Source organism: Flavobacterium sp. MEB061, from assembly GCF_000834715.1.
Lineage (GTDB): Bacteria > Bacteroidota > Bacteroidia > Flavobacteriales > Flavobacteriaceae > Flavobacterium > Flavobacterium pectinovorum.
Genome location: NZ_JXQR01000059.1, coordinates 166,884 through 181,921, shown reverse-complemented (window position 1 = coordinate 181,921; position 15,038 = coordinate 166,884). Strand labels below are relative to the sequence as shown.

The window sequence follows — 15,038 nt, the reverse complement described above, 5'->3', positions numbered from 1 at the left end:
ATTTATTGGGTACCTCAAAAATTAAATTAGCTTGCGGATTTACACCAAAACTCCAGTAAATATTTCCGACCACTAAATCTATTCCGTACCATGTTCATTAGTCAATAGATTTTATATATTTACTATAACTATACCTGTAATAAGCATTTAAAGCAATTAAATTATGAATAAAAAAGCGCGGAAAATAGTGTTTAAAAAAACTAGATTATTGGTTCTGATTATGCTGTTTCTGGGCAATTATTTACAGGCTCAAACAGCAATGGTCAATGTTGAGTCGCGACACTTGTCAAGTTTAAATGGCCAGTGGCAGGTTATTCTTGATCCTACAAGAATAGGAGAGTGGAAGCAGGTCTGGCTGGAAAAAAAACCAAAAAGCAAAACCGACTTTGTGGAGTATTCCTTTGATGGCGGACCAATGCTAAAAGTACCAGGCGACTTTAACTCACAATTATGCGAACTGACTTATTTTGAAGGTATTGTTTGGTACAAAAAAGTATTCGATTATAAATCTAATAATGAAAAAAGGCTGTTTCTGAACTTCGGATCGGTAAATTATTTGGCAGACGTATATCTTAACGGTGAAAAAATAGGAAGCCACGAAGGCGGATTTACTCCTTTTCAGTTCGAAATTACGGGCAAAGTAAAAGAAGGACAAAATTCACTAATCGTTAAAGCAGATAATGTGCGTTTGCAGAATGGTTTGCCCGGTGTAGGATACGACTGGTTCAATTATGGAGGTATTACCCGTGACGTTAATTTGATTGAAACCAGTAAAACATTTATAGAAGATTATGCTGTACAGTTAAAAAAAGGAAGCCTGAATAAGGTATTGGGATGGGTTCAGCTAAATGGAAGCAACGTAAAACAAAAAATTAAAATAAAAATTCCTGAACTCAACAAAACTTACAAAACGGAATCAGATAGTAAAGGGCGCGCCAGTTTAGAGTTTGATTCAAATCTAAAGCTTTGGTCTCCTGAAAATCCTAAGCTCTACAAAGTAATCATTGAAGCTGAAACAGATACCATTGTTGATACAATAGGATTCAGATGTATTGAGGTGCAAGGAAATAAAGTATTGCTGAATAAAAAGTCAATTTTCCTGAAGAGCGTTAATATCCACGAAGAAAATCCAAATAAAGGAACCAGAGCATATTCAAAAGAGGATGCCTTGCTGTTATTGAATTCCGCAAAAGAATTAGGCTGTAATCTTGTTCGTCTGGCGCATTATCCGCACAATGAAAACATGATTAAAGAGGCTGAAAAATTGGGACTAATGGTGTGGAGCGAACTTCCCATATACCAGCATATTCAATTTTCGGACAGTCTCGTTCCAAAAAAAATGGAAACAATGTTAAAAGAAATGATTCATCGGGACAAAAATCGCTGTGGGGTTGTGATCTGGAGTCTTTCAAATGAAACCTATCCGGGTACACCAAACCGAAATAATGCACTTGTTGAACTAACTCAAAAATGCAGGGCCATTGATTCAACCCGATTAATCAGCCATGTTGCCAATACACAATCTTACACCAATAACGCATTCAATGTGTCAGATCAGCTCTATGAATATTCTGATCTCATTTGTATTAATGAATACATCGGTTGGTATAATCCCTGGCAAGGTAAACCATCAGATGTAAAATGGAATTTTAGTTATCCCGATAAACCAGTATTTATTTCAGAGTTTGGCGCAGAAGCTCTTTATGGAAGTAATGCAGGGCCTACAGATGAAGCTTCTGGCTGGACAGAAGAATATCAGAAACAGGTTTATATCGATCAAATTGAAATGTTTAAGACAATTCCAAACTTATGCGGCATCTCGCCATTGCTATTATTTGATTATAAATCATTGGGCAGAATGAATCAGGTCTATCAAAAAGGATACAATAGAAAAGGATTGTTATCTGAAAAAGGAGAAAAAAAGAAGGCTTGGTATATTATGAATGAATATTATAAAAAAAGATGAACATAAAAAAAGCTTCAGATTTCTCTGAAGCTTTTGTGTTATTGATTGCGATATAATTTTAGAGTGGTCTTTTGTAAACCGTAACATCATCTACCCACATCATTACAGATGAAAATAAGTTAATTTTATTAGGGTCTATAAAATTAGAGTCTTTAGAACCCACATTCATATTGAAAATAATCGAATGTGTTCCAAAATTATTTAAATTAAGATTGGCTACACTACTGTTCGTGTATGTTGCAACAGTTACATTGTCAACTTTTATGGTTACCGTGACAACATTGTTTTGCATTTTCCAGAAGGATTCATATAAATGCCATCCGTTATTTCCGTTTAAATTAAAACTACCGGGATAGTTTCTTTCGGCAGTGTTTCCTAATAAATTGTTTCCGGAAGAAGTTCCATAAAAAATATTTGAAGTATAACGGCTCGCATTTGGTGCAAAAGAGTACCCTTCCAGAATATCAATTTCTCCCTTAGTTGGCCATGCGTTTTGCTGTACAGACCAAAAGGCCGGCCATGCACCGTAAGTATCTGAGAAAGATTTGTAGGTTCCGCCCTCCATCGCTATTAATTTAATATTAGCAGAAAGCATATACTCTGTATTGTTTTCCGGTTTGTATTGGTAATGAGAACTAATGAAACCAGATTGATATTTGGTAGCACTTAACTTGGTTGTTTTGATTTCTAAACATTGTTTTCCATCTCTCCATTGTGTGGTAGGTACCGAACTATTATAGTCACAATACCAGGAATTATAATCCGATCGCTGTTCTTTTGTCCATTGTGACAAATTAGAGCCTACATTGAATGTGTCTTCAAATTGTTTCACCCAGGGTGCAGCGGCTATTTTGCCTGTACTTGGAGCCGTATTTACACTTGACAATTGCTCTTCTGCCAATACAGGATTTGTACTATCTGAGCAGGATGCAAATCCTAAAACACAGGATAATGCTAATGATAATAAATTTAATTTTTTCATAATTTTTTGTGGTTATATTAATAGTATAGTAAAGTATTATGCTTTAAAATTTAATCTAAACCTTCCAGAAATCCGGTATGCGAACTTTTGATAGCAAAATTGGAGTCATACAATAAAGGCCAGTCATTTCCAACATGATTCAGATCTGTACTATACGGAATCCAGGATTCATTATCCTTCATTCCCCAAATCGTTAAAGCGTATTTATTTGCTGCCGGAATTGCATTATAGATTTTTACCATTTCCTTGTATTTTGCTTTTTGGGCTAACCTTCTTTCATTTGTAAAAGTAGAAATGTCATTAAATGGATTGACTTGAATGTCTAATTCTGAAACGTGAATTTTCAGACCCTTTGAGACAGCTCTGTTAATATCTGTTTCGATTTGAGTTTTTGTTGGGCTTAAATAAGTATTATGCATTTGAAAACCAACACCATCAATAAGTTTACTTGTTTTTAAATCATCTATAATGCTAAAAACTTTATCTTGTTTTGGGATATTTGTAGATGTTGCATAATCATTATAAAACAATAATAAGTTGGTGTCACCTGCCGCAGTTGCTGCATTTCTTGCCCATTGAAAACAATCTTTTACATAATTAGGGCCCATTCGTCTAAGAAAAATAGTATTTCGCATATTGCCTCCATTGTCATCTACAGATTCATTAACCACATCCCAGGATTTTACTTTTCCGGCATAATGCGTAACAACATCCGTAATATATTTTTTTACTTCTGCAGCAAATTCAGCATCAGTACCTGAAAAATCGGTTAACCATTTTGGTACTGAATTATGCCATACTAAAGCATGACCGTGAACATTGATGCCATTTGAATTTCCGTAAGCAACAATTTGATCAGCCACCGTCCAGTTATAAACACCGCTTGCAGTAGAAATTTGATCCATTTTCATTTCATATTCGGCAGAAATACTGCTAAACTCATTTTTCAAAATAACATCATAAGGGCTTCCGCTGGTTAATTGCGAAGCCTTTATTGCCATACCAACAAAAAATGGATTTGCTACTTTATTGACTTTTACTTTTAAAAAAGTAGGATCTTCAGGAATACCGTTAGAGCCAGTAGTTACAACACTAATAACATTTGAATAATCTGAAATCTCTGTTTCTGATTTCGCTCTTACTCTGTAATAATATTGCGTGCCTCCTGTTAAACCAACTACAACTTCATTTAAATCAGTCACTTCTTTTGCATTGTAATTGGGTACAAATGCTGTAAAATTTTCGGTTGTAGAAACATCCAAAAGGTAGCTTTTAGAATTGGAAACATAATTCCATTTAGCTTTAAAACCATTGTCATTCACATCTTTTGGTGCGTTTGCAACTGGATTTTCTAAAGTTTCAACAGTTTCATTGTCATCTTTAGAACAGGCAGTTAAAAAAAAGAAGATACTGCTGAGCACTAGTAAAAATTTAATTTTCATACTGTTTTTTTATTATAGAATATCTTTGAAATACTCTTATTATATTTTCTTTATTATTTATGTTATAATTTACTTGTATAAAGAGGCTGCTTTAATGACAGCCTCTTTTTTGTTAAAGCAAACAATCCTCAATTATTCGTAACGAATTTTAATATTATCAAATTTTATTACACTAGGATTTGGCGTATCACTCTGTACAATTCCTACTTTGATTTCGTTAACTTTAGAAGCGTCCAGCGTAGTGGCAGGCAGTCCAAAGCCATAATTATCTTTAAAATCAGCTAAGGTTATGGTTTTTGTTGTCCAATTTGTATCGGTTACTTTAAAATTATAACCATAATCCTTACCATCAATGGTGTTTAATTGTATGGCAAATTGAGCGCCTGCGACATTGGCACTTACATCAATATCTATAAAAGTTTTTGCAGCATCAGTGTTTGATGCACTTAGAAAACTAGTTCCCCCTCCGGCGCTGCTTCCGTTGTAACCGTTGGCAGTTGAACCAGTCCATGCAAGTGTTGCGTAATTACCTGTTGGGCCACCTGTAGTATTTGCGTTAAAAGTATCGATATCGCCATAAGAATTCCAACTTGTTCTGACACCGTTTCCGTCAAAATCAGACACGATAACAATAACTTCCGGAGTAACAGGAGGAGGAATCTGTATTACTTTTTTTGCTATACCTCCTGGCGTTGTAAGTACTAACTCTGAGCCAAAGACTGCATCTTCAGGCACACCGATAATAATTGAAGAAGATGATTTTGAAGTATAATTTATTGCTTTTCCGTCTAAGGTTATCGAAGAAATATTATAAAACCATGTACCTTCAATTTCAAGCGGAGATCCCGGAGTTGCTATTTCAGGAATTGTTTTTGTAATGGTAGGAACAGGCTGTAAAATTTCAATTTCTTTTGTAAAAGAACCAGTAGCAGTTTCAAATGTAATGGGTTGTACACCAAATCGGCTTCCTAGTTTGTCATCAAATGGAACAGTAAAAATAAACGCTTTATCTGAATTATGATTAGGATTAAAACTGATATTAATTTTATTATCCAGCGTAATCTTTTTTAATCCCGCTAAACCTTCACCTTCGACCCTGACTTTATTTGACGGGAAAGCCTGATTAAGTAAATCTCCGGGTTCAGCAACCATTGCATCTATAGTTGCAACAGTACTATTATCATCATTTTGGCAAGCTGTAAAAGAAACCAGAGCCAAAAGAATTATAATTCTATATTTTATTTTATTGATCATAGTATAAAAATTAATTGAAGTTAAAAGGAACCGGCGGTTCTAATAATGATGGATTAGTATCAATAGCAGATTGAGGTAATGGCAATTCAAAATAATTGTTTGCCGGAGTTATCTTTCTGGAAACCAACTGTGTTCTGGCATCATCAGAATAAAAACCAACTTCCTGCTGTGAAATAATTGCTGTAGCTTCAGCAATACCACGGCGTTTTAAATCAAAGAAATATTGTCCTTCAAGTGCAAATTCAACTCTTCTTTCATTAAACAGATCATCTCTTGTAAGTATTGTTTTAGCTGGTAATCCGGCTCTTGATCTCACTTCATTAAAAGCGATTAAAGCATCTGCAGAAGTAGTAGAACCTGCTCCGGCCAAAATCGCTTCGGCATGCATTAATAAAACATCAGAATATCTTAGTATAATCGTGTTTTGTGATGTTCTCATAAAAAACACATCGTTTCTTTCGGCTGCAGAACCTACAATGTATTTTCTGAAATTAGCTCCTGTAGAAGAAAGGATTTTTTTGTATGTGAAACCACCTTGATTTTTTAATAATTCAGGATAAAAGTCACCATCAGTCATAATCGTGTTCTTTTTTCTGGTATCTTTTGGCTCAAATCCTGCTTGTAGTGAGATAGAAGGCAGGTAAACTCCCCAGCCGTCACCACCACCCGTTATACCTGTACCTCCCGGAACTATATAGGCCTGATTGGTATTTTGTGTTCCCCATTCTGTAGCAATCGCTTTCCATTGAAGGGCAAACATACTCTCTGCGCTATTATTATTTTCAGGGCTGCTAAATAAGTTTCCGTATTCCTGGATTAACTTATATTGGTTTCCAATAATTTGCTGCGTTAAGGCTAAACTTTCTCCGTATTCATTTAAGGTTAAATGCACTTTTGCAAGAATCCCCATCGCAACATATTTAGTAACATACCCTTTTTTTAATGGTTTTTCAGGTAAATTTTCAACAGCATATTCCAAATCCTGTTTTATGAATTTATACACATCAGCAACGAGATTTCTTTTTGGCTGTGCAGCAGAACCTGCTTTACTAATAATAGGCACAGCACCAAAAGTTCTCACGAGATAGAAATACGCATTGGCTCTCATAAATCTGGATATTGCAATCGCTTTTTTATAAGATGCATCAGGCAATTCGCTTTTTCTTTCTTCAACCAGACTCATTAAATTATTGGATTGATCGACAACCGAAAATAACGAAACATATCCTTCTGTCAGAATTGGGTTTTGCGAGGTTACTTGTGCATCTTTAAATTGCGCATAAGCACCATCAAACGAAAAGGCATTTCCCGCATACATATCTCCTACAGCAATCAGGAATTTATCATTAAAAGTAAACCACGGCTTAAAGTACAAACTCTCAGCGATTCCGTCAAAAGCGGTAACTCCTTCGGGTAAATCTGCCGGGGTTAATTGATTTTCAGATGGTGCATCCAAAAAATCATCTGAACAGGAAAATAAAGACAGCAATGGTATTAGCATTCCCATCATAAAAAGTTTAAAAAGTTTTTTCATAACTACTTTTTTTTATGTTAACGATTATGAATCATTAAGTTAAATGTGTTTTTTATCAATTTTAGAATTCTAAATTCACTCCCATAGAAATTGTTCTTGGCACAGGATATCTTCCTAAATCAATACCGCTCAGGGTTATATTTTGATCTAAATTTCCAAGGGCAGGGTCAAAACCGGAGTATTTAGTAAACGTGTATAAATTTTGAACATTTGCGTACAATCTTACTTTAGAAAAAATAGAGTTTTCGAATATTTTTTCTGGTAAATCATAGCTCAGGGAAACATTCTGAATTCTTAAATAAGAACCGTCTTCAACAAATCGATTCGAAATTCTGCCATTACCGTTTGGATCATTAAGTGTGATTCTCGGAACATCAGTATTTTCATTTACACCAGGTTCAAAAGCCTGCAGCGCCTCAGTACTAACGTTTCCGAAACGATCTCCAAATCCCGGATAAATACCATCTGTATAATGACGTGTAAAGTTGTAGATCTGGTTACCCTGGCTTCCTGTTAAAACAACAGATAAACTGATGTTTTTATATTTAAAGTTATTGGTAAATGCATACGTAAAATCAGGAATTGCATCTCCTATGGCCGTTTGATCTTTACTATCAATTTTTCCATCGCTGTTAAGATCTTTAAAGCGAATATCTCCAATTCCTGTTCCTGTTTCCTGAGTTGGTCCTGCGGCTAATTCGGCAGCATTTTTAAATAATCCATCGGTAACATATCCATAAAATTGTCCTACCGGCTGTCCTTCTGTAGTTCTGGTAACGTTATACAAATCAAATTGTACTTTTCCTAACAAAGATTTGCCCTGACCCTGAAAACTGGTCAGCTCATTATTGTATTTAGATAAAATAATAGTACTGTCCCAGGTGAAATTTTCGGTAACAATATTTCTCGTATTCAATGTAAATTCAACTCCTTTAGTTACAATTTCACCTGTGTTGAGGTAGTAATTAAGTGCACTTTGATTTGATTCATCGTTGATTTGTTTAGTCAGGAAATCGGATGAATTCTTAACATAATAGTCAAAATCTATTTTTACTCTGTTATCAAATAATCCTAATTCAAAACCAGCGTTGAAAGATTTAAGAGATTCCCATTTAATATCCGGATTACCTAAATTATCAATTGTTGGCGAAACACCTCCAAACGGGGATGAAAGTAACGATAGTATAGTTTGATATCTGTTTGCCGGAATATTTTGATTTCCAACAAGACCATAACCTGCCCTGAATTTTAAATAATTTATAGTCTTTGATAAAGGCTCAAAGAACTTTTCGTTGCTTACTGTCCAACCTCCTGAAAATGATGGAAAATATCCCCATTTGTTGTTAGGACCAAAATTTGACGAAGCATCTGCTCTTAAAGAAGCCGAGAAAGAATATCTGTCAGAAAAACTATAGTTTAATCTCGAAATATAAGATGCCATCGACCATCTGCCAGAACCATTTCCGTTAAGTGCAGTATCAATATCGCCAATGTTTAAGTTCGTAAAATTCTTATTTAAAAACTCACCCGTTCTGTAACCGCTTAAATATTCATAACGGCTTTCCTGAGCTTCCTGACCTAATAAGAAAGTAAAATTGTGATTTTCATTTAGCGTTTTATTATAAGTCAGATAGTTTTTAATGTTCCAATAATAACTTTGATCCTGTTGTTTGAATGATTTGTTTAAAAGTTCAGACACATTTCCTAAAGTATATTTAGGCGCAAAAGCACTGCTTTTTGAAAAATTAAGATCATATCCTAATTCAGATCTAAAAACCAATCCTTTGATAATTGTAAAATCAGCAAATAAATTACCATTAATTTTAAATCTTTCTGTAGTTGAATTATTGTATTCCGACAAAGCTATTGGGTTCGTTGCTTCATTTGCCGAAGATCCTAAACCACTTGTTGGTCCCGCATAAGAACCATCGGCATATCTAACCGGTAATTCCGGCGATTGTCTTAAAGTGTTCATAACCAAACCACCTCTGTCATCGTTTCTTACTACTTGTTGAGACGACTTGCTTACAGATAAGTTATTACCAATCTTTAGCCAGGATTTAACATTAGAATCTACATTTAATCGCATCGATAATCTGTTGAAATCTGAATTCAAAACAATTCCTTCCTGATCAAAATAATTTAAAGAAGTATAATAGCGCGTTCCGTCTTTTTCACCAGAAAATGACAGTTGATGATTGTACATTGTAGCGGTTCTAAAAAGCTCATCCTGCCAGTTTGTTCCATTACCCAATAAATTAGGCTTTTGATATTGATACGGAACAGGCTCGCCATTTAATTTGAAAATTTTTGCCTGATAAGCAGCGTATTGAGGCAAGTTTAAAACATCAACAGTATTGGTTACCTGTTGAGTACCTAAATAGGTTTCATAGGTAAACTTTGATTTTCCTTTTTTCCCTTTTTTGGTTGTAATCAAAACGACACCGTTGGCACCATTTGCACCATATATAGCTGTTGCCGATGCGTCTTTTAAAATATCAATAGTTTCGATATCAGAAATATTCAAGCCCGATAAAGCCGAGTTTTTAGTTTGTCCGTTTCCTCCGCCTAAAGCGCTAAAGGAAAAAGAGTCGTTGTTTTTATCTGCAAAAACGGGAGTTCCGTCTATAACATATAAAGGCTCGTTACCGTTAATGGAAGTTATTCCTCTAATTTGAACAGAGATTCCGCCTCCGGGAGTACCTGAATTTTGAGTAACGTTTACACCTGCAGCCTTACCCACAAGAGCCTGATCGATAGAAGTAAACGGTTTGTCCTGAATTTCATAAGCTTTAATAGAAGAAACAGCACCGTTTATATCTTTTCTTTTTGAAGTTCCGTATCCTATCACAACAACCTCATTTAATTTTTCCAGATCATTGACCATAACCACCTGCATGACTGATTTTGCGGGCAGTACTAAATTTTTATATCCTACATAACTAAAAAGCAATGAAGCTGTTGGTTCGACATTGTTTAAGGCAAAACTACCGTCGAAATCGGTAACTGTTGCGTTTTTTGTTCCTTGTACTATTACACTAACACCTGGCAGACTGGTTCCGCCTGATGTTACTTTACCTTTAACAGTTTGAGCAAAGAAAAAATTTCCCCACATACACACTATTAAACACAATAGTTTTTTTAATGTTCTTTTCTGCATAAAATTTGGTTGTTAGACTGAGTTAAATAATTAGTTATTTTAGTTTGTAAAAAATATTTAATGGGTTGTTTTTGTCTCGCTTATTATTTGAGTAGTGATAAAAAAACTATTTCTTAAATATTTCTTAACGAAAGTAAAATCTACAGCAGTCCAAGTGTAGAACAGATGAAGCAAATCATGCATCATTTGATGCAAAACCGCATCTCAACCCTCTGGATTTAAATAATAAGAGGTAAAAAACCCAAAACCACCAATGAAGTATTGGCAAAAAATTATACTTTAAAATATATTTTGCGAAATTATATTGTAGTATTTTTATTAAAATAACAAGTTTGCGCCAATTAAAAAAAATCCTTTTTGAGAAACACACCAACAAAAAAAGCCCTAATTTAAATCAGGGCTTTCTAAAATTATTATCGCTTTTAAAAGTCTTTTTATCTCTCGTCTATATTCTATATTCTTTCATCTATATTCTTTCTTCTTCCATCTTTCCTCTTTCCTCTTTCCTCTTTCCTCTATTTCTTAGATCCCGTTTCCTGCGTAGGCAGATGCCCGTATTTAAGTTTATAACATTTGGCAAAATAAGAAGGGGAGGTGAATCCTACTTTATAACTAATTTCATTGATGTTAATAGTATTATTGCCTTGTTCAAGCAATTGTTTTGCTTTTTCTAATCGTACATTTCTAATAAACTCATTTACAGAAACACCTGTTAGCGTTTTTATTTTTCGATACAATTGACTTCTGCTCAGGAAAACTTTAGAAGAAAGCAGCTCCACACTTAAATCAGATTCGCTCAGGTTTTCATTAATAAAATGAAGAATTTTTTGAATGAAATCATTGTCTAAAGAAGTTGTTTTTTCCTTTCCATCTTTTGTAATACCGGTATAAAATTTCTTAAACATTATTTGTCTGCTTGTAATAAGCTGCGCCAGACTGGATTTTAAAATATCCAATTCAAATGGTTTGCTCAAATACATATCGGCACCAGAATCTATTCCTTCAATCCTGTCCTGTACCATTGCTTTTGCAGAGAGCATTAATAACGGAATATGACTTGTTTTCAGATCTCCTTTTATGTTTTTACACAACTGCAATCCGTCCATTACCGGCATAATAACATCTGTAATTATGATATCCGGCAATTTCTGAACGGCCAGTTCGTAACCTTTTTTTCCGTTTTCGGCGGTAATGACTTTATATAATTTACTCAATTCCGTTTTCAGATAATTTCGTAATTCAAGATTGTCTTCAACAATCAAAACGGTATAGGCTTTTGTAGTATCTGCTTCAATTTCTTTTATTGATTCGTTAGAAATCTCTTCATCATCTTCCTGATATTTATTCGATTCAAACAAAAACTTATTTTTATTTTTTTCAATTTCAAAAACTTCATTCACTACTTCATTTTCCTTATAAAAAGAGTTGCCTAAAGGAAATATTACCATAAATTTTGTTCCTTCTCCCGGCGTACTTTCAACATCAATTCTTCCTTTATGTAGCTCAACAAATTCTTTTACAACCTCTAAGCCAATTCCGGTGCTTCCGTAGTAATCTTTATTTAGGTTATTAACCTGATAAAATCTATCAAAAATTCTTTTCAAATCCTCTTTATAAATTCCAGAACCAGTATCTGTAATGGTTATTGAAAAGGAGGGAACCTTACTTCCATTAATTATTAAGGAATTATTCTCATCTAATTTATCGATAGAAACAGTAATAAACCCATCATCCGGAGTAAATTTAAAAGCGTTTGAGATGATATTGAATATTATTTTTTCCAGCATTTTAGGATCTAACCAATCTTCAAGCTCATCAATTGATGGCTCAAAATCAATAGTTATGTTTCTCGCAGCTGCTTCCTCATCAAAATAGCCTATAATTTCTTTTACAAAAGCGATCACTTCAATTTTTTTAACCTGAAGAAAAATTTTGTTGAACTCTAATTTATTAAAATCCATGAGTTCATTAATAAGCCTCGAAAGCCTGTCCGAGCTTTTATGTACCGTTTTTAATTTATTATGTATTTCTCTCGATACATTTTTACTCCTTAAAATATCTTCGAGAGGGTTAATAATTAAGGTTAATGGTGTTCTGAATTCATGCGAAATATTAGTGAAAAACTGCAATTTTTTATTGTTTAATTTCTCTAACTGAATTGTTTTTTCTCTTTCTAAAATTATGGACTGTCTGGCTTTAAAACGATTTTGATAAATCTTGTTGAAATATATAATCAGGAAAACTAAAATTGAGGCGTATATTAAATAAGCCCAAATGGTTTTCCACCACGGAGGAAGGATTTTTATTTTTAGTTCTAACTGAACATTACTCCACGAACCATCTGCATTGGCCGATTTTACTTTAAAAACATAATTACCTGGCTCCAGATTGGTGTAGGTTGCTGTTCTGTTATTGTCTACATAATTCCAGTCTTTTTCAAAACCTTCAAGATAATAGGCGTATTGGTTTTTTTTAGAATAATTATAGTTTATCCCCACATATTCGATTGTAAAAACAGATTGTGCATGATTGAGAATAATTTCTTTTGTCTGCGAAATTACTTTGGTTAACGGCGAACCTTCTTCATTTGGTTTTACAGATTTATTAAATAATTTGAAATCACTAAAATACAGCCTTGGCGCTTTTTCTGTTTTTTTAATTTCATTGGGATTAAAATAGTTTACTCCTTCATAACCACCAAAATACAGTTCGCCATTTCCATCTTTAAAGACTGCATTATTATTAAAATCGTTGTCAATAAGACCATCATCTTTATTGAAATTGGTGCTTTGTTTGTTTTTAAAATCGAGTTTTGTTAGCCCGGATCCACCGCTTATCCATAAAGATCCATTGTTATCAGAAATGATGGCGCGAACTGATTTTTCTTCAAAACCCGGAAAATCATCATAATTAGAAAATATCTTGTTTTTTTTATTATAACTAAAAAGTCCTTCGCCATCTGTACCGATCCATATTTTTTTATCGTTGGACTCATAAATTGATAAAATGGTCTGAATACCGCTATATTTTGTTTTATCCCTGAACATTTCATCGCGCATATTTATTACTCTAAAACTGGAATCGGCATTTAAGTGTACCTGATATAGCCCTAAAATTGTTCCCACCCATAAAATATTATCAGAGTCAACAAAAACTTTGCGAATAAAGGCTTCGTCTAAAGAGTTGTCTGCAAATGGTTTAGTGTTACAATGCACGAATGTGTTGCTCTTATTGTCAAAATAATGAAGTCCTTTTATGAAAGTTCCAATCCAGATTCGGCCACCGGAATCTTCAGAAAAACTAAAAATCCTATTCGATTTCAGTCCTGCTGTATTTGTTGTATTGTAGTTTATGAATCGGGTAGTTCCATTTTTCAAAAAATAGATACCGCGATCCCAGCTTCCTACCCAGATATTTTGTTTACTATCTATGAAGATAGTCTGAATATCAACAGCATCCAGACCGGAATAGTAGCTTTGATTGTTTTTGTTAACATGGATATAAGTTTTAGCCGAAAGATTATAAATATCAAGTCCGCCGCCTTCGTTACTTATGATCAGATTGCCCTTTTTATCTTTTATAACTGAAGTTACATAACTAGTCTGCAGTGAATTATCATTGTTAACAAGCGACTCAAGCGAATTAAATTTATTATTAGGCTTATCAAATACGCCAAGCCCTTTATTGAAATAACCCAACCAAAGTCTTTTTTCCTTGTCTTCGTATAATGACCACACGGAATTCGACTTTAAACTAAAATTATTGTATTTGCTGTGCAGGTATTTTTGCAGTACTTCTCCTTTAAAATTTACAACTAATAAACCATCATTTTCGGTACCGCAAAGTATATAATCCTGACTGCTTTGTATAATAGATAAGATTTTATTTTTGGTAATAAAAAAATTCTCAAATTGGTAGTTATCCGTTTCAGGTTTAATTTTTATCAGCCCATTTTCAGTTGTTCCCAGCCATAAATATCCAAATTTGTCTATAACAACACTTTCTATATCATCTAATAAAGGCTCTCTTTTAAACTTGTCTTTATAAACCTGCTTTACTTTTCCGTTTAGATCGATCTCTAAAAGTCCGTAACTAGTTCCTAAATAAATAATTCCCTGTTTATTTTTTACCGAACATTTGATTAAAAAGTTTGGTTTTTCGAGAACTTTTGAGTGAACTAAAGACGCTTTTAAGGTTTTTACATTTAGCTTAAATAATCCAAAACCATAAGCACCTAAAATTATGTCGCCGTTGTTGTCTTCAATAATGGTTTTTATAGTAATTGGCTGTTCGTAGCCTTTTACAATTGCATCCTGAATATTGACTTTAGAAAAATTATCCAGATCCCGATTGTATAAACACAAGCCTTCATCTGTACCAATCCATAAGTTATTTTTAGAATCAATAAAAGTGGCGTAAATAAAGTTACTGTTTACTGAACCTGGTTTTTTATCATGTTTATATCCAAAATAATTTACCCCGTCATATCGATATAAGCCTGCGCCGTTTGTACCTATCCAAATAAAGCCATTGTGATCCTGAATGATAGAAGAAATAGCCCTTTTTGAAGTAGTTTCCTGTATGCTTCTAAATTGGTAGTTTTCAAATTTATCCTGAGAAAACAAACAATTTACAAGACCAAAAAAGCACAGAAGAATATATTTGATATTTTTCATTTACATTTTAATATTTATCAATTC

At 33.8% G+C, this 15,038-nt stretch carries 7 protein-coding genes; 1 reads left to right on the top strand and 6 read right to left on the bottom strand.

What is annotated here, in order from left to right:
* Positions 1-163: 163 nt before the first annotated feature.
* Positions 164-1,966 carry a glycoside hydrolase family 2 protein gene (locus RT99_RS20750; protein WP_042566653.1) on the top strand — a complete coding sequence of 601 codons (1,803 nt, stop codon included), beginning with the start codon at positions 164-166 and terminating at the stop codon, positions 1,964-1,966.
* Positions 1,967-2,024: 58 nt separating this feature from the next.
* Here RT99_RS20750 and RT99_RS20745 read toward each other — a convergent pair whose 3' ends face one another.
* The 6 genes from RT99_RS20745 to RT99_RS20720 all read right to left on the bottom strand — a co-directional run bounded on the left by RT99_RS20745 (position 2,025) and on the right by RT99_RS20720 (position 15,014).
* Complete coding sequence (locus tag RT99_RS20745; RefSeq protein WP_042566652.1) at positions 2,025-2,948, bottom strand: glycoside hydrolase; 924 nt, start codon at positions 2,946-2,948, stop codon at positions 2,025-2,027.
* Positions 2,949-2,998: 50 nt separating this feature from the next.
* Positions 2,999-4,390 (bottom strand): endo-1,4-beta-xylanase, encoded by a 1,392-nt coding sequence (locus RT99_RS20740; protein WP_042566651.1) that lies wholly within the window; start codon positions 4,388-4,390, stop codon positions 2,999-3,001.
* A 132-nt stretch (positions 4,391-4,522) separates the two neighbouring features.
* Positions 4,523-5,644: a hypothetical protein gene (locus RT99_RS20735; protein ID WP_042566650.1), complete on the bottom strand. Its 1,122-nt coding sequence runs from the start codon at positions 5,642-5,644 to the stop codon at positions 4,523-4,525.
* 10 nt (positions 5,645-5,654) lie between these two features.
* The gene (locus RT99_RS20730) at positions 5,655-7,178 is read right to left on the bottom strand and encodes a RagB/SusD family nutrient uptake outer membrane protein (protein WP_042566649.1); all 1,524 of its coding nucleotides are present in this window, start codon (positions 7,176-7,178) and stop codon (positions 5,655-5,657) included.
* Positions 7,179-7,239: 61 nt separating this feature from the next.
* Positions 7,240-10,293: a TonB-dependent receptor gene (locus RT99_RS20725; RefSeq protein ID WP_242607232.1), complete on the bottom strand. Its 3,054-nt coding sequence runs from the start codon at positions 10,291-10,293 to the stop codon at positions 7,240-7,242.
* 560 nt (positions 10,294-10,853) lie between these two features.
* Positions 10,854-15,014: a two-component regulator propeller domain-containing protein gene (locus RT99_RS20720; protein ID WP_042566647.1), complete on the bottom strand. Its 4,161-nt coding sequence runs from the start codon at positions 15,012-15,014 to the stop codon at positions 10,854-10,856.
* Between the last annotated feature and the right edge of the window lie 24 nt (positions 15,015-15,038).